This is a genomic window from Rhodoferax saidenbachensis, assembly GCF_001955715.1.
GTDB classification, from domain to species: domain Bacteria; phylum Pseudomonadota; class Gammaproteobacteria; order Burkholderiales; family Burkholderiaceae_C; genus Allorhodoferax; species Allorhodoferax saidenbachensis.
The window spans coordinates 3,316,098-3,335,556 of record NZ_CP019239.1; the positions used below are offsets into that span (position 1 = coordinate 3,316,098).

At 60.2% G+C, this 19,459-nt stretch carries 19 protein-coding genes; all 19 read right to left on the reverse strand.

Annotated elements, in window-relative coordinates:
* Positions 1-47 precede the first annotated feature (47 nt).
* Complete coding sequence (locus RS694_RS15800; RefSeq protein ID WP_029707772.1) at positions 48-461, reverse strand: hypothetical protein; 414 nt, start codon at positions 459-461, stop codon at positions 48-50.
* A 118-nt stretch (positions 462-579) separates the two neighbouring features.
* Positions 580-1,407 carry a DUF429 domain-containing protein gene (locus tag RS694_RS15805; protein WP_029707773.1) on the reverse strand — a complete coding sequence of 276 codons (828 nt, stop codon included), beginning with the start codon at positions 1,405-1,407 and terminating at the stop codon, positions 580-582.
* Between the two features lie 10 nt (positions 1,408-1,417).
* Positions 1,418-2,299 (reverse strand): EamA family transporter, encoded by an 882-nt coding sequence (locus tag RS694_RS15810; protein ID WP_029707775.1) that lies wholly within the window; start codon positions 2,297-2,299, stop codon positions 1,418-1,420.
* Positions 2,300-2,426: 127 nt separating this feature from the next.
* Positions 2,427-2,849, reverse strand: coding sequence for a BLUF domain-containing protein (locus RS694_RS15815; RefSeq protein WP_029707776.1), 423 nt, complete (start codon positions 2,847-2,849; stop codon positions 2,427-2,429).
* Between the two features lie 4 nt (positions 2,850-2,853).
* A complete protein-coding gene (gene folE / locus RS694_RS15820; protein WP_029707778.1) occupies positions 2,854-3,579 on the reverse strand; it encodes a GTP cyclohydrolase I in 726 nt (241 codons plus the stop codon).
* A gap of 78 nt (positions 3,580-3,657) precedes the next feature.
* Positions 3,658-4,851: a cardiolipin synthase ClsB gene (gene clsB, locus RS694_RS15825; RefSeq protein ID WP_029707779.1), complete on the reverse strand. Its 1,194-nt coding sequence runs from the start codon at positions 4,849-4,851 to the stop codon at positions 3,658-3,660.
* An 8-nt stretch (positions 4,852-4,859) separates the two neighbouring features.
* Complete coding sequence (locus RS694_RS15830) at positions 4,860-5,606, reverse strand: endonuclease/exonuclease/phosphatase family protein (RefSeq protein WP_029707781.1); 747 nt, start codon at positions 5,604-5,606, stop codon at positions 4,860-4,862.
* Positions 5,603-6,127: a dihydroneopterin triphosphate diphosphatase gene (gene nudB / locus RS694_RS15835; RefSeq protein WP_081708627.1), complete on the reverse strand. Its 525-nt coding sequence runs from the start codon at positions 6,125-6,127 to the stop codon at positions 5,603-5,605. Before nudB ends, RS694_RS15830 begins: the two co-directional genes overlap by 4 nt.
* A gap of 48 nt (positions 6,128-6,175) precedes the next feature.
* A complete protein-coding gene (gene aspS / locus RS694_RS15840; RefSeq protein ID WP_029707785.1) occupies positions 6,176-7,990 on the reverse strand; it encodes an aspartate--tRNA ligase in 1,815 nt (604 codons plus the stop codon).
* Positions 7,991-8,014: 24 nt separating this feature from the next.
* Positions 8,015-8,656: a DUF502 domain-containing protein gene (locus RS694_RS15845; protein ID WP_029707786.1), complete on the reverse strand. Its 642-nt coding sequence runs from the start codon at positions 8,654-8,656 to the stop codon at positions 8,015-8,017.
* 36 nt (positions 8,657-8,692) lie between these two features.
* The gene (locus tag RS694_RS15850) at positions 8,693-9,010 is read right to left on the reverse strand and encodes an FmdB family zinc ribbon protein (protein WP_029707788.1); all 318 of its coding nucleotides are present in this window, start codon (positions 9,008-9,010) and stop codon (positions 8,693-8,695) included.
* 51 nt (positions 9,011-9,061) lie between these two features.
* Entirely contained in the window at positions 9,062-10,627 is a 1,566-nt protein-coding gene (ubiB, locus tag RS694_RS15855) for a ubiquinone biosynthesis regulatory protein kinase UbiB (RefSeq protein ID WP_029707789.1), read from the reverse strand.
* A complete protein-coding gene (locus RS694_RS15860; RefSeq protein ID WP_029707790.1) occupies positions 10,624-11,175 on the reverse strand; it encodes a ubiquinone biosynthesis accessory factor UbiJ in 552 nt (183 codons plus the stop codon). The genes ubiB and RS694_RS15860 overlap by 4 nt, the downstream gene beginning before the upstream one ends.
* 59 nt (positions 11,176-11,234) lie before the next feature.
* Positions 11,235-12,218, reverse strand: a complete 984-nt coding sequence (locus tag RS694_RS15865) for a Tim44 domain-containing protein (RefSeq protein ID WP_037247329.1) — start codon at positions 12,216-12,218, stop codon at positions 11,235-11,237.
* 19 nt (positions 12,219-12,237) lie between these two features.
* On the reverse strand, positions 12,238-12,969 hold the full coding sequence (ubiE, locus tag RS694_RS15870) for a bifunctional demethylmenaquinone methyltransferase/2-methoxy-6-polyprenyl-1,4-benzoquinol methylase UbiE (protein WP_029707794.1): 732 nt from the start codon (positions 12,967-12,969) through the stop codon (positions 12,238-12,240).
* 76 nt (positions 12,970-13,045) lie between these two features.
* Complete coding sequence (locus tag RS694_RS15875; RefSeq protein WP_029707796.1) at positions 13,046-13,459, reverse strand: gamma-butyrobetaine hydroxylase family protein; 414 nt, start codon at positions 13,457-13,459, stop codon at positions 13,046-13,048.
* Between the two features lie 21 nt (positions 13,460-13,480).
* On the reverse strand, positions 13,481-15,079 hold the full coding sequence (locus tag RS694_RS15880; RefSeq protein ID WP_161631565.1) for a ShlB/FhaC/HecB family hemolysin secretion/activation protein: 1,599 nt from the start codon (positions 15,077-15,079) through the stop codon (positions 13,481-13,483).
* A 19-nt stretch (positions 15,080-15,098) separates the two neighbouring features.
* On the reverse strand, positions 15,099-16,445 hold the full coding sequence (locus tag RS694_RS15885) for a FecR family protein (RefSeq protein ID WP_076069810.1): 1,347 nt from the start codon (positions 16,443-16,445) through the stop codon (positions 15,099-15,101).
* A complete protein-coding gene (locus RS694_RS15890) occupies positions 16,433-19,453 on the reverse strand; it encodes a two-partner secretion domain-containing protein (RefSeq protein ID WP_076069812.1) in 3,021 nt (1,006 codons plus the stop codon). Before RS694_RS15890 ends, RS694_RS15885 begins: the two co-directional genes overlap by 13 nt.
* Between the last annotated feature and the right edge of the window lie 6 nt (positions 19,454-19,459).

Consider the following 19,459-nt stretch of genomic DNA (forward strand, 5'->3'; position numbering starts at 1 on the left):
GATACGGTCGCGGCAAAAAATATGTGAAAAAGTAGGCGCGGGCCGCCTCAAAAACGGCTGCTGACGACGAAGTTCACTGTGCCGGACTCACCCACATAGGCCTGGTAGTTGAACTTTTGCCCCATGGCTTGCGACTGTGCAAATTTCCACTGCGCCATGACGTTTTTGCCACCGAGGTCATAGGCAATTTGCACGGTGTCATCGGCGAATGAGGCCAGAGGCAGGCCTACCTTCAGGCGGCGGCTTTCAGCGCGGGAGTCAAAGGCCACCAGATAACCCTTGAGGGACGATTCCACTTTGCCGCGCGTGTTGCCTGCATCCAACACCAACGCCTTGTCGACCGGTGCCATCGTGGTCTGTTTCGCGGCATAACCTGCAGGCAAGGCCCCCGATTCCTGCGCCCACACGCCCTGCACAGCCACGGTGGCCAACAGGGCAATGAATAGGGTGCGTAGTTTCAAGCGGGCTCCTCGGAACGAGAAACTACTATTCCACAAAAGTTTCCGCAGGGAAAGATGGCAAAACCCCGAAAAGGGCAAACAAACCACAGGTTTTGTGTCTGCCGGCTACAGGCCTGACTCAAGCCCCCACAATCCAGCCCTCCAGCGGGTCCAGGTCCTCCGGCAGGCCGTACAGCGGTGCGCCCTGCTGATGCTGCTGCCAGGCCCAGGCGGCTTGCACGAGGCACAGCACCGCGTCCAGCGCATCCCCCGAAGCATCACCCACTAGGGCATCGCGCTGTGCATGGCTGAGCTTGAGGCGCAGGCCCCAGCGGGTCTGGCCCATCTCCAGCGCATGCACCAAATCCTTGCGGGCGATCAGACGCTCAGGGGTCTGTTTGGCCTTGTCGTCACTCTTGTAGCTGCGTGCGCCCAACACCTCACGCGCCAGCAGACCCGGATAGGCCTCCAGCGCCACGCGGCTCGAATCCTGGGGTGGCGGCTGCAACCCCGGCAGGTAGACACCGGCATCGAGCAGGCGCGGTACGCCCGCGTGCAGCATGTAGGCCACGGGCGGATTCACCCATTTCATCGATGGGCTGGAACCCGCCGGGCCATCGGTCTTGCGGTGGGCAAACTTGCCGCCGACAGGGCGGGCATCACAAAAAGCCGCAAACTGCGCGCGAATCTCTGCCCGGCTCATTTGCGCGTAGTGGCGCATACACGCCTCCCACTGCAGCGGCCAGCCCAGGGTTTCGACAAGCTCACGGGGCAGGCCAAACGGCAAATCAAACCCACCGACCCAACCTTGGGGTTGCTGCAGCCAAGCAGAGAAAGCATCCAGCGAAGCAAGTCGCTCCAGTTTTGATAGCTGGATACGCCCACCCTGTATGGCCCCCAGGGCTAAAACGATCTGTTTTCGGGAGGTGGGGCTGCTGGAAAAATCACAGCCTACAAGCAGCGTCATGGCCCCCCCCTCAGCCGTGAGCCAGGGCCATGACACCCAAGCCGATGCAGGCGGCGCCCAGGAGCCGGGCCATACGGTCACCCTCTCCGAGCAAATGGCCGCCCAGCAAGGCGGCGAACAACATGGAAACTTCACGTGCGGGTGCCACATGGGAGAGTGGCGCAACCTGCAGCGCGTAAAGCACCAACACGTACGAGACGGGGCTCACAATGCCCACCACCATGGCGTACTTCCATTGTTGCTTCCATAGCGTGCGTGCCGTCGCAGTGTCACGCAGCACCACGGGTAGCAGGAAAACCAGACGCACAAAATTACCAAAGTAGTCGAGCAGAATGGGCGAGAGCAATAAAACCTTCACCGCATAACCGTCCACCACGGTGTAGCTGGCAATGAAAACGCCGGTCAACAGGCCATAAAGCATGCCTTTGTGGATGCGCTGACGCTGCGCGGGGTCATGTGCCTTGCGCCACAGGCCTGGTCCGCCCGCCACCAGAAATACGCCCAGCACCACACCCATGATGCCCACGGTACCCAGGGCAGAAATCTGCTCGCCCAGCAGCACAATCGCCACCAGGGACGACAGCAACGGGCCGGAACCCCGTGCCAGCGGGTAAACCACAGTGAGGTCTGCCTTGCGATAGCCGCGCAGCAAAACAACGTAATACACCACATGCAGCACGCCGCTGACGGCCACCAAAGCCCACTCCGTCAGCCCCCACCCCGGGAGCTGCTGCCAGCCCAGGCACAGGCCTATCGGGGCCCAGAACACCATCATTACCAGCGCGGTAAAACAGGCGAAACGTGCGTCACCCCCAGCCTTCTTGGCAGCGATGTTCCAGCAGGCGTGGATCAATCCGGCCAGTATGACCAAGGCCAGGGCCGATACGGGCATCAGTAGACGGAGGAAGGAAAGGCAATTTCCCGCCGGGCCGCCCCAAGGGCTCGCGAAGCGCGGCGAAGCCAAATTAGCCCCCCCGGGGGGCAGCGACCCGCGCAGCGGCGGAGCGTGGGGGCCACGTTCAAGCGCGGCCGATGATGGACGCGGTGGCCATCAGTTCTTCCAGCAGCGCCAGAGAAACTTTACCGGAGACCGAATACGGGTCCAGCTCCGGTTTCTCGGCGTACTTGAGCAGAATGTTGGTGTTGATCTTGGACATGTTGACCTGGCCCATGGTCCAGCCGCCAAAACGGCGTTCCGAGATTTCTTCGTAGTGCAGCAGCACCACGTCCTTGTGGCGCGCATCTTTCTGGATATGGCCATAGAGCTCGCTCACGGCCATGCGTCCACCTTCGATGGCCTGCAGGAAAATGCCGCCACCGTAACAAAGGATGCCGGTAATGCCGCAGGAGGGGTTGTAGTTGCGCGACTGCGTCAGGATGGCCTCAATGGCATCGGGACGCGAATCAATGGCGCGACTGGCATAAAGCAAACGGACCAACATGGCATCAACCTTTCCGGGGGATGAGGGAGAGAAACTCGCGGCGCAGATTGGGGTCTTTGAGGAACACGCCGCGCATGACCGAATTGATCATCTTGCTGTCCATGTCCTTCACGCCACGCCAGGCCATGCAGTAGTGGCTGGCCTCCATCACGATGGCCAGGCCATCGGGTTGGGTTTTTTCCTGGATCAGGTCGGCCAGTTGCACCACGGCCTCTTCTTGAATTTGCGGGCGGCCCATGATCCATTCGGCCAGGCGTGCGTATTTGGACAGGCCAATCACATTCGTGTGTTCGTTGGGCATGACGCCAATCCAGATCTTGCCGATCACCGGGCAGAAGTGGTGGCTGCAGGCGCTGCGCACGATGATGGGGCCGACGATCATCAACTCGTTGAGGTGGCCCACATTGGGAAACTCGGTGATGGTCGGGCCTTCGACATAACGGCCGCGGAACACCTCGTTGACGTACATCTTGGCCACGCGGCGGGCGGTGTTGTCGGTGTTGTGGTCGTGCTCGATGTCAATGACCAGGCTGTCGAGCACGCCGCGCATCTTGTCTTCGACTTCGTCCAGCAGCAAGCCCAGCTCGCCCGGCTCGATGAACTCGGCAATGTTGTCGTTGGCGTGGAACCGCTTGCGCGCGGCCTTCAGGCGTTCGCGGATCTTGACGGAAACCGGGGTTCCCTCATCGGCGTCGGATGGGTTCATGGTGGTCTGTGTTTTCACTAACATCGAAGAATGGTACCAGTCTTTGAATAGTAGGGTTTTTGGCATCCAGCCCGCACAGGGTGGGCGCAAGCAGCTATCAAACTAATAGCGCCGACCAGTCAGGAACAGCAATGCACGCATGATGCCGAAAGCCAGACGGTCGAGAAAGCGCTGTCGTAGGGGCCGCGCCGCATAACTGGCGGCATCCAGCGCAACCCCATGGTCGGCAATGGCGGCGTTCAGGCGCGTGCGCAGCAGGTCCGCGAATACCCGGTCTTCCAGCACCACATTGGCTTCCCGCGCCAGCAGCAGGCTCAAGGGGTCGAGGTTCGAAGAACCCACAGTGGCCCAGTGCCCGTCCACCACCGCCACCTTGGCGTGCAGGGCCCGGTCGCGGTACTCGTGGATTTCCACCCCGGCGGCCAGCAACGCACCCAACACCGGCCGCGCCGCATGGAACTGCATGAAAGACTCGTACTGGCCCTGCAGCAGCAGACGCACACGCACACCCCGGCGCGCCGCATGGACCAGCGCGCGGCGCAGCTTGCCGCCGGGTATGCAGTAGGCGTTGGCAATCAGCACCTCCTCACGCGCACCGGCAATCGCACGGCGGTAGGCACGCTCTATGGTGTTGCGGTTGCGCACGTTGTCGCGCAGCAGCAGGCTCGCATGGATACCCAGCGTAGCGGCAACCGCATCCGCCACCACGGAGGGCGGAGCATCGTGGGACGCGCGCAGGGTCTGCTGCGCACCGCGCCACTGCATGCGTTCGAACTGCCGGGTAGCCTGCAAGCGTGTCCAGAATTGCACCATGGTGGCCCGCACGTCGGCCACCAGCGGGCCTTGCACCTGCACCGCAAAGTCGAAACGGGGCCAAGTCTGTCGACCCAAAACGTGGTCCTGCAGGTCGTCCAGGATATTGATACCGCCGCAAAAGGCGATGCGGGCATCCACCACACACAGCTTGCGGTGCAGGCGGCGCCACGTGCCGGGCGCCAGCAAACCCAGTGCACCCAGCGGAGAAAAGCGGTGCCACATCACACCCGCCTCCGTCAGGCGTTGCGCCCACGGTGCTGGCAGCGTGGGGGTGCCGATGCCATCCATCATCAGGTAGACCCGCACACCGCGCTGCGCTGCACGCTCCAGCGCCATCGCCACGCGCTCGCCCGCTTCATGGAACTGGAAGATATAGGTTTCCAGACGCACTTCCGACATGCTGGCATCGATGGCCGCTATCAGGGCCGGGAAAAATGCCTGCCCGCCTTCCAGCAGCATCACGCTGTGACCGTGGCGCATGGGCTGCACTATTCGACAGGCTCCACCGACCAGTCAAATTCTGCGATCAGCGGCAGGTGGTCCGACATGCGTGCCCAAATACCACCACGCGGCACGTGCAGCCCCACGGGCGCCAGCCCGCGTGCAAACACATGGTCCAGTTGCGCCATTGGCATGCGCGAAGGAAAGGTCTGCGCACCCGGCATTTCACACGCTTGCAGGCCCACGTGGCCCAGTGTCTGGTGTACCAGACGGCCCCAGTCATTGAAATCACCCGCCACCACCAGCGCAGCGTCGTCGGGCACATGGCGGGCAATGTAGCGCCGCAGCTGCGCCAGCTGGCGCACCCGGCTGGCGCGAATCAAGCCGAGGTGGACCACGATCACGTGCAGGGCCTGGCCATGCACCAGCACCTCGGAATGCAACAAGCCGCGCTGCTCGAAACGGTGGTCCGACATGTCTTCGTGCTGGTGGTCCAGCACCGGCCAGCGTGACAGCATGGCGTTGCCATGTTCTCCATGGCGGGTAATGGCGTTGGTGCGGTACACCGCCTCGTAACCTTCGGGTGCCAGAAAGTCCGCCTGCGGCATCTCGGGCCAGCGGGTGAAGAATTCAGCGCCGCGCCTGTGCACCTGACGCACTTCCTGCAGGCAGACGATGTCCGCATCGAACTGCTCCACCGCATGGCCCAGGTTGTGGATTTCCAGGCGCTTGGCAAAAATCAGCCCCTGCACACCCTTATGGATGTTGTACGTGGCAATGCGCAGTCGAATCATGTTCCACCTCTTGCTATCAAAACAGAAGCGCCTTGCGCAGATTCCGCGAGGGCCGCAGCATCAAAATGCTCCAAACGTGCAATGGCTTGTGCGTTGGAGCCGGAAAAGCAGAGTCCCGCTGCCCGTTCCCATGGCAGCCACTGGTACGCCGTGTGCTCACGCGGACTCAAGTGCACCGGAGTGGGAACCGGAACCTGCAGGCCAAACACACGCTCGGTGTTGTGCGTCACACCCGGTGCATAGCGATGGGCCCAACGTGGGTAGATGGCATAGACATTTTCCAGATGCCAGTCCTGCAGCTGACTTGCCAGTGCAGTGCCAGCGCGGCAATCGATGCCCGTCTCTTCCCACACCTCGCGTGCGGCGGTGACGGCCCAGGGCTCGTCCGGTAAATCCTTGCTGCCGGTCACCGACTGCCAGAAGTCTTCCTGCGTGTCCGCTCGCCGCAGCAACAGCACCTCCAGCGCCGGGGTGTGGATCACCACCAGCACGGATTGGGGAATTTTGTAGGGCGCAGACATAAAAAAGGGCGCTGCAATAGCGCCCTTTCATTGTGCACCAGTGTGCTGTCAGGCGGCCTTGACCAAATCGGCGTTGCGCAGCTTGATGTGCAGTTCGCGCAGTTGCTTCTCGTCGACCATGCTCGGCGCTTGTGTCAGCAGACACTGGGCGCGCTGGGTCTTGGGGAAGGCGATCACGTCACGGATAGATTCGGCGCCCGTCATCAGCGTGACGATGCGGTCCAGACCAAAGGCCAGACCACCATGCGGGGGCGCGCCGTATTGCAGCGCGTCCAGCAGGAAGCCAAACTTGAGCTGGGCTTCTTCGGGCGTGATCTTGAGTGCATCGAACACTTTTTGTTGCACGTCCGCGCGGTGGATACGGACGGAACCGCCGCCCATTTCCCAACCGTTCAGGACCATGTCGTAACCCTTGGAGATGCACTTCTCGGGCGCGCTGACCATCCAGTCTTCGTGGCCGTCTTTGGGTGCCGTGAAGGGGTGGTGCGTGGCGGTATAGCGCTGGGCTTCTTCGTCGAACTCGAACATCGGGAAGTCGACCACCCACATCGGGCGCCAGCCGGCAGTAAACAGACCGTTCTTCTTGCCGAACTCGCTCAGACCCACCTTGAGACGCAGCGCGCCGATGGCGTCGTTGACGATCTTGGCCTTGTCGGCACCGAAGAAGATCAGGTCGCCGTTTTGCGCGCCGGTACGTTCCAGCACCGCGTTCAATGCCGTGTCGTGGATGTTCTTGACGATGGGGCTTTGCAAACCGTCACGGCCCTTGGACAGGTCGTTCACACGGATATAGGCCAGGCCCTTGGCACCGTAGATCTTGACGAACTCGGTGTAGGCGTCGATCTCGCCACGGCTGATGCCACCGCCTTCGACCGAACCGCCGGGTACGCGCAACGCGACCACGCGGCCATTCTTCATGGTGGCAGCACCCGAGAAGACCTTGAAGTCCACATCGGCCATCACGTCGGTGACTTCGGTGAACTGCAGGTTCACGCGCAGGTCGGGCTTGTCGGAACCGTACAGGTGCATGGCATCCTGGTAGGTCATCACCGGGAATTCGCCCAGGTCCACACCGATGGTGTTCTTGAACACCGTGGTGATCATGCCCTGGAACATGTCACGGATTTCTTCTTCGCCGAGGAAGGATGTCTCGATATCGATCTGGGTGAATTCGGGCTGGCGATCGGCGCGCAGATCTTCGTCACGGAAACACTTGGTGATCTGGTAGTAACGATCGAAGCCGGCCACCATCAGCAGCTGCTTGAACAGCTGGGGCGACTGGGGCAACGCGAAGAAATGGCCATCGTGCACACGGCTGGGCACCAGGTAGTCGCGCGCGCCTTCGGGCGTGCTCTTGGTGAGCATGGGCGTTTCAATGTCCACAAAGCCGTTGGCGTCGAGGAACTTACGCACTTCCATGGACACGCGGTAACGCAGCATCAGGTTGTTCTGCATGTACGGGCGGCGCAGGTCCAGCACGCGGTGTGTCAGGCGGGTAGTCTCGGACAGGTTCTCGTCATCGATCTGGAATGGAGGCGTTACCGAGGCGTTGAGCACGATCAGTTCGTGGCACAACACTTCAATCTTGCCGCTCTTGAGGTTGTCATTGACGGTGCCCGCGGGACGCGCACGCACCAAGCCCTTGACCTGCACGCAGTATTCATTGCGCACACCTTCGGCCACGGCAAACATGTCGGCCCGGTCCGGGTCACACACCACCTGGACATAACCTTCACGGTCGCGCAGGTCGATGAAGATCACGCCACCGTGGTCGCGGCGGCGGTTGACCCAGCCGCACAGGGAAACGGTTTCGCCCAATTGGGCATCGGTCACCAGACCGCAATAGTGGGAGCGCATGGCCATATCTGTCTTCTTCGCAGGTAAAAATTATTGGGGAACTGCCGGCTTGGGCAGGTTCGCGTGGGGGACAACCGAGCCCATGGAGATCACGTAGGTCAAGGCCTGGTCCACGCTCATGTCCAGTTCAATGACATCGGCGCGGGGCAGCATGAGGAAAAACCCGCTGGTTGGATTGGGCGTCGTGGGCACGTACACACTGATCATGTCCGCGCCCAGATGGCCCGCCACCTCGCCGCTGGGAACACCGGTCTGGAACGCAATGGTCCAGCTGCCCGCCCGCGGATACTGGATCAGCAAGGCGGTGCGAAAGGCGTTGCCGTTGCTGGAAAACAGCGTGTCGGATACTTTCTTGACGCTGTTGTAGATGGACTTGACGATGGGAATATTCGTGAACAGGGTGTCCCATTGGCGCACAAACCAGCGGCCCGCGACATTCGACACCAGGGCACCGGTCACCAGCAGCACGGTGGCCACCAGCAAGACACCCAGACCCGGAATGGTGCGCAAGCGCTGCAAAGCTTCGTCCATGCTCTGAGGTGTCACGGCGGACAGCATGGACAGGAAGCCGCCAAACACGGCGTCAAGCATGCCGACGAGCCACAGCAATACCCAGATGGTGATGGCCAGCGGCAACCAGACAATCAAGCCGGTCAGCAGGTACTTACGAATGGGCACAGTGAATCCAGTCTTGGTAGAAAAAAGCCGTTAGCTGGCCGAAGGTGTCGCAGGGGCAGCCGGGGCGGGCGCAGAGACCGACTCGGTCTTGGCCGCCGCAGCAGGCTCCGCCGACGGGGCCGAGGCCTCACCGGTAGCGGGCGCAACAGCGGTAGTCGGTGCAGCGCCACCCTTGAAATCGGTGGCGTACCAGCCCGAGCCCTTCAGCTGGAAACCGGCTGCAGTGAGCTGTTTTTTGAAGCTGGATTGGCCACAGCTGGGGCAATCTGCCAGGGGTGCATCGGACATTTTCTGCAATACGTCCTTCGCAAACCCGCAGGACTCGCATTTGTAGGCGTAAATTGGCATGGGGGATAGGCTCTGACTTCAGGTTGCAAAGCCTTCAATTATAAGTGGCGGCTAAAAAAGCCCTACGCGCACCACAATCTGCATCACCACCATGCCCAGTGCAAAACCGATCACGGCAGACACCAGGCTTTGCAAAAGCCGGTTGGTGCGCTTTTGCTCCGCCAGCAGTTCCTGCACCTGCAGCGTGGTATCGGCACCCGCGCGCTGCAAATAGGTGTGCAGCAAAGCCGGCAGCTCGGGCAGCAATTTGGCGTACCGCGGCATCTGGCGCTGGAACTCCCGCATCAACTTCTGCGGCCCCAACTGGTTCACCATCCACTGTTCCAAAAATGGCTTGGCCGTGGCCCACAAGTCAAGGTTCGGGTCCAGTTCGCGACCCAGGCCTTCGATATTGAGCAGCGTTTTTTGCAGCAGCACGAGCTGCGGCTGGATTTCAACCTGAAACCGCCGTGAGGTCTGGAACAGGCGCATCAGCACCAGCCCCAATGAAATTTCCTTCAGTGGCCGGTCAAAGTAAGGCTCACACACGGCGCGCACTGCGGCTTCGAGCTCATCCACCCGGGTGGCTGCGGGCACCCAGCCGGATTCGACGTGCAGTTCGGCAATCCGTTTGTAATCGCGCCGGAAAAACGCCACGAAGTTTTGCGCCAGGTATTCCTTGTCGACTTCGGTGAGCGTGCCCACGATGCCGAAATCCAGCGAGATGTAGCGGCCAAAGGTTTCCGGTGCCAGACTGACCTGGATATTGCCCGGGTGCATGTCAGCGTGGAAAAATCCGTCGCGAAACACCTGGGTAAAGAAAATCGTCACACCATCCCGCGCCAGTTTGGGAAAGTCCACCCCGGCCGCGCGCAGGCGCTCGGTCTGGCTGATGGGCACGCCGTGCATACGCTCCATCACCAGCACATCGGTGGTGCAGTAGTCCCACAGCATTTCGGGGATCAGCACCAGTTGCAGGCCTTCCATGTTGCGCCGCAACTGGGCAGCACTGGAGGCTTCCCGCACCAGGTCCAACTCGTCATGCAGGTACTTGTCAAACTCGGCCACCACTTCACGCGGCTTGAGGCGCTTGCCGTCTGCGGACAGGCCTTCCACCCAGCCGGCCATCATGCGCATCAGGCTCAGGTCCTTGTCGATGGCGGACAACATGCCGGGGCGCAGCACCTTGACCGCGACCTCGCGTTCTTTGCCATTGCGATCCTTCAGTACCGCGAAATGCACCTGGGCAATGGAGGCGCTCGCCACCGGTTCACGTTCAAAGGACACAAAGATGTCGCTCAACGGCTTGCCCAAAGCGCGCTCCACCATGCCAATGGCCACGGCGGAATCAAATGGTGGCACCCGGTCCTGCAGCCTGGCCAATTCATCGGAAATGTCCGGCGGCAGCAGATCACGCCGCGTCGACAGTACCTGGCCGAATTTCACGAAGATGGGTCCCAGCCGCTCCAAGGCTTCGCGCAGACGCTGCCCGCGTGGCGCATCCAGGTTGCGGCCCAAAGACACCATGCGCGCCAGCAAGCGCAACCACGGCTTCTGAAAACTCGTCAGTACCAGCTCATCCAGCCCATAGCGCAGGACAACCCAGACGATGTAGACGCCCCGTGCAAGACGTGTCATGCGGCGGGCCCGCTGCGATCAGGCGTCGGCGCGGCTTTCCCTACAAACTGTTGCAGGGCCTGCGCAAAGCTGCGCCCCGCCTGCACCATTGTGTGCGCCGGTGCATCGCCCACGATGCGCGACAGGTCCTCTTCAATATCCCAGCGCACGTGGTCTACCAGCCAGTTCACTTCGGCGGCCAGTTGCACATCGCCCTCGATACGTACGGCAGGCTTGCCGCCTTCCATGAGCGTCTGGGCGATGGTGAAAGGGGACTCTTCGGTCAGCACCAGCGTCAGGTCTGCGGGCGTGTCAGCGGTTGCCAGATCCAGCAGGCCTGCGGGTGTCACCTGCACCTTGAACACAAATGTGCGCCACTGCACCAGCACCACGCGGCCCTTTTGGCGCACCAGCCGCTCCATGGCTTGCGGTTCCTGCTGCAGCACATGGTTGAGCAACAGCACAACACGGCGGTGGGTTTCGTCCACGGCCCACGCGGGCGGTGCAAACGGAAGATTGAAGTTCTGGAAAAGGCCTTCCAGCATAGAAAAAGGGGACTGTGTTGCCATAGTCCCCCATTATTCCCCAGAAGATGCGGCGCGCATGCCGCATTGCTGCTCTTGGATAGTTACTGCAGCGCCTGCACGCCCGCGACCAGCCAGCCATTGCCGCCGCTCTTGGGCTTGGTCATGTTCCAGACTTCGCGGAACGGGCTGGGGCCTGCTGATGGCTCTTCGCGGATCATGCCGGAGAACTCCACGCTGCTCATGTATTCGCCAGCCAGTTCTTCGATACCGAGCAGACGGGCTTCAATCATCACCACATCGGTGTGGTTGGGGCTACTGCCGGTATGGGTTTCACGCTCCGCCAGTTGGGTCTGGATTTCTTTGAGCATGTCGTCCGTCATCATGGCGCGCAAGGCCGGAATGTCCGAGCGGTCCCACGCGGCTTGCAGGGTCACGAAGTTGGCCTTGGCCGCCTTGAGGAAACCTTCGCTGTCAAAACCTGCGGGGACGCCCCAGGTTTGCGAGCCCATGAGCGCAGACCCGATCATCGAGCCCGACTGTCCGGCAGACGCGCCAGGCGCTTCAAACGCCATGCTGTTGCGCTCCCAAGGGCGTGCGGACGCATCGTTGCCTACATTCTCGGCGCGGTAGGGTTTGGCGTCGGCCATAGGCAAGTTGCCAGCCCCCTGAAATGCAAAAGGCGATGCAGGGCTTGCCGCAGGCTTGCGATTGCGCAGGAACCATCCCACGGCTGCCATGACCACCATGGCCAGCAAAGCGAACATGATGATTTGGCCAAACGCCTCACCCATACCCAAAGAATTGGCCAGCCACGCCAGGCCCAGGCCCGCAGCCAGGCCACCCAGCATGGCACCCCAAGGGCGCTTGGGCGCCGCAGGAGCTGCTGCGGGAGCAGGCTTGGGAGCCGCGTTAGCCATGCCCTGCTGCGCAGGGGCCGCCGGTGCGGGAGGTGTGGCGTTACGCTGGGTCACGTTGCTGGACTGCTTGCCGAAAGACATGCCGCCGCCCATGCGTTTTGCGGCCTCCGCATTCAAGCCGAAAAGCGTCAGCGCCACCGCAAAAACCAGGGTCCACAATTTCATGATCACTCCAAAAAGCCGTTACTCAACACTTGATTCCAACATGCAATGCCGCAATACCGCCAGTCAAGTTGTGATAGTCCACATGTCCGAATCCACCTTTGTGCATCAGGGCCTTTAACTCTTCCTGCCCCGGATGCATGCGAATGGACTCTGCCAGGTAGCGGTAACTCGCATCGTCACCGGCAATCAACTTGCCCAGTTTAGGAAGTACCTTGAACGAATACCAGTCGTACGCTTTCTCCAGCGGTGCCGCCACCTTGGAAAACTCCAACACCAACAACTTGCCACCAGGCTTCAGTACGCGTTGCATTTCTGCCAATGCCACATCCTTGTGGGTCATGTTGCGCAGGCCAAATGCCACGCTAACCACGTTGAAATAGTTGTCCGGGAACGGCAGCTTTTCTGCGTCACACACCAGGGTGGGCAAGACCACGCCCGCATCCAGCAGGCGGTTACGCCCGGTGGACAGCATGGCTTCGTTGATATCGGTGTGCACCACCTGCCCGCTCTTGCCGACCTTCTTGGAAAACGCCAGCGCCAGATCACCGGTGCCGCCCGCAATGTCCAATGCACGCTGGCCTTCCTGCAGGTTGGCCACCATCACGGTGTAGGCCTTCCAGGCACGGTGCAGACCGGCAGACATCAGGTCGTTCATCAAGTCATATTTGGGCGCGACCGAGTCAAACACGCTGCGCACATGGCGGGCCTTTTCGGCTTCGTCCACCGACCGGAATCCAAAATGGGTTGTAGTCATGTCGTAATTTTAGGTGAAATGGGCTCCTAGCCCTTATGGAATGTGCGCAAACAGCTATTAAATATGTAGCACTTCATCAGTGGCTGGCACAGTTGTGGCCACCCTTCGCAGGCATGGCGGCATCACGATCCAGCTGCGCAGCCTGTAACCGCTGCGCATATTCCTGCCAGAGGCGCTCCTGTTCGGAACCCAGAAAGTACAGGTAGTCCCAGGAAAAGATGCCGGTGTCATGCCCGTCTGAAAAGACCGGCTGCACCGCGTAGTTGCCCACGGGCTCCAGACCATTGAGGTCTACCAGGCGTTTGCCGGTCTGCAGGGTTTCCTGACCCGGGCCATGGCCCTGCACTTCCGCAGACGGCGAATACACACGCATCAACTCAAAGGGAATGCGAAACTGCGCGCCATCGGAGAAACTGATTTCCAGTACCCGCGATTGGTGATGCACTGTCAACGCCTGTGGAGTAGGCGACCCTGCTTGTAAACCTGCCATGGGCAGATTGTAGGGAATGGCCTAGAACCGTGCCGTCACGCTGACATGCAGCTTCTCGTCACCCGCTTTGGGCAGGGCTGGGTTGCCTCCCACGGGTTGGGTTGCGCCACTGGTGATATGCCCCCATTCGGCCGAGAGGTTGAAAGAAGGGCTGTTGAAACGCAGGCCCAGGCCCGCACTGGCCAATTGGTCCATTGCGAGCTTGCCAGCCGTGCCGGCTGCCGTGTTGTTGCTGTTGAGCCAGCCGGCATCCACGAAACCCACCAAGCGCAAACCGGGCCTGAACTCGAAGGTGCTGACTTCCAGATTAACGATACCGCCGTTGTCCCCGGAGATCATGCGCTCCCCAGTGCCGCGCACGGAAGTCGCGCCCCCAAGCCCGAATTGCTCGCCCGCAATCAGCGCATCACCTGAGTACTGCACCTGCGCCCGGGCACTCCACAACCAGCCGCCAGGCAGGGGCGCGAGGTAGCTGACACCAGCATGCAGCACGCTCCAGTTCACCGTGCCAATACGCGCATCTTCGGTCTTGTAGGCGCTCAGGTTATTGCCACTGCTGCCCGGCAAGTTGAAGGCCACATCGGCGTTGTAACTCCAGATGGAGGTGTCTGACTCCATGCGCGAGGTGTATCCCAGCGTGACTGGGCGGCTCCCCCGATCGGACTGGCCGGGAATGACCACGCCGTTGATCTTGCTGGCATCGAATTGTTTTTCATCCAGCGACACGGTCCAATACCGGCGGTTGCCACCCTCGGGAGGCATATAGAGGCTGTAATTTACGCCATAAGTCTGCCCGGCACCCGAACTTGTGAAACTGCCGAAATTACCGATCACATCCGAATTGGTATAGCTCACACCGACAACGCCGCCCTGTTGGTACAGCGGTATACGGTAGTTCAAACCGAGTTGTTTCACGGTCTCGGAGCGCTCCAGCGAGGTCGTGTAGGCCACTGAGAGCTGGTGGTCCCGGTCTAACAGATTGACATGGCCCAGTGCTACCGTCAGGCGGTCGTTGCCAGTCGAGTTGGAGCCGGTGTTGGCCCAATTGACGGAGGCATTCCAGGGTCTGACATCTTTGATTGAAATCTTGGCATCAATCTTGTCAGCCTCGTCCGACTCTTTCACGGTGACCTGCACCTGCTTGGACGGGTTCTCGTTGGCAATGGCTGTTTGCACCGCGAGGATCTTGAAGTTGGGCGTTTCTCCTTCACGCAATTCCGGCACGCTGGCCCGCACATTGGTGTCAGAAAAATTCGCATTGCCTTCCAGCGTGATCTTGCCAATCACAAATTTGACAATGGCCAAGGTCACCTTGCCGCCCAGTTCCTGGGCGGGCAGGGACACACGGTGCAGTGCATAACCCTTGGCCTTGAGTGCGGCCTCCAGGGCGGCCGATGCTTTTTGCAGAGTGTCCAAGCTCGCCTGGGGCACGATGAACGGCGCCAATATCCGCGTCGTCTCATCCTGGCTCAACGGGATATCGCCTGTCAGCTCGAAACCGCTGATGCGGAACTGGGTGCTGGCACCGGTAGCGGCCGGCACTCCTTGCTGTTGTGCCATTGCCTGGAGCGCTGCAGCCGCCATCCATGCGGCCACGGTTCGTTGAAGGGGGCGTTTCATCAAGCTCTGCATGCTGTTCCTAACGGCACATCTTGCCAGCACCCACACCCATATCGTTGAGCAGATTCATCAAGAGCGGATTGCTGGAGTTGGGCATGGGAACGGTATCAAATTGAATGAACAGAGGCATGGTCTCGGGCCGACCGGTACGCCCGTCGTTACCGGCATACCCGGTTTCACCACGCCCCAGTTGCAGCGTTTCACTGGACGAGGTCACTTCGATGTGGCCGTCGCGCACATAGACAAACAAGCCCTCTTCATCGGGCGACACGCCGCCGCCCGAAAACAACTGGTTCAGGTTGACGGGAACTGAATCGGGTCTGGGGAGATTTTCCAGAGTGGACGACGTAATTGGGCGAATGCCACCAGGCCCCACAAACAGACCCTGCCCCGCCTGCAAGACCTGCAACGCCGATTGGCCCTGCGGGGTGACCTCGATCGTGCCCAACCAAGTGAAAAAACTGCAGGCGGCCGAGCTACCGCAATCCAGGTCCAGTCCCGTACCGCGAATACCAACCGTCGCCGTGGGCGTTGCAAAACTCACATTGCGATTGTTGGCCTTGCCAATCAAGCCTGTAAGCGCGCGCATGGAGCCGCGCAGAAGCGATACCAAAAACTTTCCGTCGGCAGGGTTCTTTTCGTCAAAAAGAAAAGAGTCGACACGAAACTGCGAGTTGGCGCCCAAGGTCAGGCGGCTGTCATCGCGAAAAACCAATACGCCGCGCGCACCGGAACCTGTTTCCACCACATCCCCCGGGTACACGCTGCCACCATCCACGACGCGCCGGCGCGTTCCCTGGGTATCCGTGGCATAGGTTTCACCTTGCGAGGCAGCCAACTTGGCGCTCGCCAAAACGGCATTCACGCGGGGCTTTTCCGTCACGCGGGCGGCTTCGGCCTTGCACTCCGGTCCGCACAGGCGGGCATCAAAATCGGTGCCACGTATGCCTATGGTGGCAGTCGCGGTTTGCACCTTGGCCGCATTGGGCGAACCTTTGGAAATCAGGCCAGTCACCGCGCGAAAACCGCCGCGCAGCAGTTGCATCACCATGTTATTGCTCTCGGGCGTACTTTCCTTGAACTGGTAAGTCTGGACAATCAGTTCAGAATTGGGCCGCAAGGTCATGCGGGTACCGTCCTGCAATTTCAAAATGGCCGTCGAGCCTTCCGCCGTGGTCAAACGGTCGCCCTCTTTCAGAGAGAGGCCCTTGCCAAGGGCGCGGGGTGCCTGGCCCTGGCTTTGTGCAAACCCGGCGCCGCGCGCAAACTCCACCTCCCCAGCCGCCTGGGCCCAAGCACTTTGCCAAACGCACAAGACAAGCAAAGCGCCCGTGGCAGCCAGAAGGCGCAAACTTACGGCGTGCATATCTGTCCTTCTACGACCAGTGCGTCCTGGCTGCGATTGCGCGGGTCAAACGGGTCATCACTGAAAGTCTGCTGTTGGTCTACGGCCGCCAAGAACTGATCCAGAAAATCGGACACCGCGCCACCAGGACTCACGACCGCACTGAGTGGAACAGCAGGCGCGGTAACGGCCCCGTTCACATCTGTATAGCTCACAGGATTGCCCGAGCTGAACGCGTTGAAGCCAAAGGTGATTGAGCCCCCCGCCGTGGCGCTCACGCCTGCAGCGGCAATCACACCGCTGTTTTGCACCAGGTTACCGCCAGCATTGAAAGAAATGCCGGCGCCTGTGGACTGGATGACACCGTTTAACGTCAAGTCGGTGGATGCCCCAAGCGTGATACCGCCGCCCGCGGTGATGCCACCCGCACCAATCGTGAGGGGGCTGTGTGCCGCAATACTCACGGCTCCACTCGCAGACACTTTTCCGGTAGTTGTGACTCCACCATAGTTATCCAGCAACACATCGCCATTGGCAACACTCACGCCCAAAACAGTCAAGGCAGCGGGGCTTTCAGAATCATTGTTGTAAAACGTGAGATTGCCACTACCGGTCACGGTGCCCGAAAAGGCGCTGACCGAGTTGCCACTGAGGTTAGTGCCTGTTTTGGATAACGTACTCAGGCTAGCAGCAGTAATGCCATTTCCGCTAATGGCCCCATTAAGCGCAGCCAATGCAATGGAGTTGGCGCCATTAATGGTCACATTGGAACCGTACACGATGTTCCCGGAACTCAAGGTGACGGATGCGCTACCACCACTGCCGGTAGCCCCACCATAGCCACCATAGCCACCACCGACATTGAGGGTACCCACGTTGGTGCCGTAACCTCCGCTCACCGTCACGGCTCCGCCCTTGCCACCACTGGTTGGGGAATAACCATTGTCATAGCCGACACCACCCGTCACATCTATGCCGCCAACACTGACCGCACCGCTCGCGGTAATGGTTACGCTGCCTCCGTTGTAACCGTTGGCCTGGGCCCCATAACTATCACCGTCCACACCTTTAGCAGATATTGCTCCGGTACTCACTTGCGTACCAGAAATACTCACAACGCCTCCACCGTAGCCATTCGCGGAGAGAGTGTCAGTGAATACCACACCACCTGAGGTAATGCTTATATTTCCAGCCGAGCCATCGTTTCGGCCCGAATCCAAAACCATTTGCGACATCGCACCGGAACCAACACCACCCGAACCGGCAGTCAGACTGATATTTCCACCCCTGCTATAAATGGATGCACCGTATCCACCCGTTGCGATGGCATTACCAGCGTTCAATGACACATTCAAAGCGTTTGAATACGACTCTATGGTTCGATGCGAGCCGCCAAAAACGATGTTGTGACCAGCATTCAGCGTCAGCGTCGTGGCAGCGTTGCTGGCACCATAAGTCGAGATATTGCTATTGAGCGTAATGTCGTTGGTGGCGGCCAAAGTGACGTCCGCGTATTCCAACAAATAGCCCACTTGGTTCGCGGTGATATAACTGTTCGTGACAGACGAATAGTCGCTCCAATTGGTACTGTCGCTGATATCCGAGCCACCATAGCCGCAAGCTACGGAGTTATCGATGTCTGCGCAGCCTCCGATAATGATGTTGGTTGGATCCAGCAGCAAACTGCCCTTTTTTCCATGGGCGGCCGTCAAATCCACTGTTCCCCGAAAGTCCAGATACTGCTTGCCGGACACTTCGGCCACGCCGCCATTGCCTCCCAACGCGCCGCCACGTGCGCTCAGAGATCCGAGGTACCGTGTCGCGCCATCCGCCCAAACGACCACTGTGCCACCATCACCGTTCACCAGCGCATCCGCCTTCAGTTGCACTCCCGCAGCAATATCCGTGGTCTGCGCATTGTCCAGCCGGGCGTCCTTGCCCTGGTACCCGCCGCCTACCAAGACCTCGCCACCGCCGAGCGCGCCACTGGCGTCCAGCAAGGCCGTGCTATCCAGCTTGACATGTTTGGCACTGGCAAGGATGCTGCCGCCTTTTTGTCCTAATGCGGCCACTTGTACGGATCCGTCAATGGAAAGTTTGTCAATGGCCTTGAGTACGACCTTGCCGCCCTCGGTGCTGACCGCATTGGCCTGAATCACACCGCTGTGTTTGAGCGTGCCGGCAAAAATACCCACAGCATCGCCGTTCAGTTTCCCCAAATTAATGACCGAATTCTCGGGTGCCTGCAACTGCAACGAGATGCCCTCCAGGCCGCGCGCAGTAATTTCGATCTGCTGACCCGCCGCCAGGATAGTGCTTCCATTGGGCGCTTGAATCAGGGCATTCTTGCCCACTTCCACTGTGCCGCCCAACAACACCACATCGCCGCTACGCGCCAGCACATTTCCATCCACCGACAACTTGCCCGCCGATGAAATGGCATCACCAAACCGCATGCGACCAGCCATCGCGTCGGCATCGGTCATACGCATGGTAGAAGCCGTGAAGCCGGCAGTGTCCACTATCGCGCCAGCACCGACCGTGATCCCGGATTGATTCACCAGAACCAAATTGCCGTTGCTGCTCAATGTGCCAAAGATCAACGATGGCGTGTTTGTAACGACACGGTTGATGGAAGTGCTGGTTGCATTCGGCTGCAGGAAGTGCGTTGTACTCCCCGCAGGAATTGAAAAACTTTGCCAGTTGATGGAAGAATAGTTGCCGCCTGCGCCGTTTTGCGTGGTGACGGTCAGCTTGTTTCCATCCGTGGTCATGGTCGCCTGACCTACAACGGCGACGCCACCAGTCGGATTCGCCCATGCGGTTCTCGCCCCTGCGCCCCAAGCAAGCGCTACCGCCAATGCCAAGGCCAGTGGTGTCGCGACTCCGTAGCTGCCTCCCGCACTGACTAGTGAAACACTGCCGCCCCCACCGTGGCTACTGGTATTCTCCGCAACGGCAACCATGGCGCCCAGGGCGCGGTTCCATACAGTGCGGTAAACGTGATTGAGTGAGGCTTTTGAACCCATGGCGCT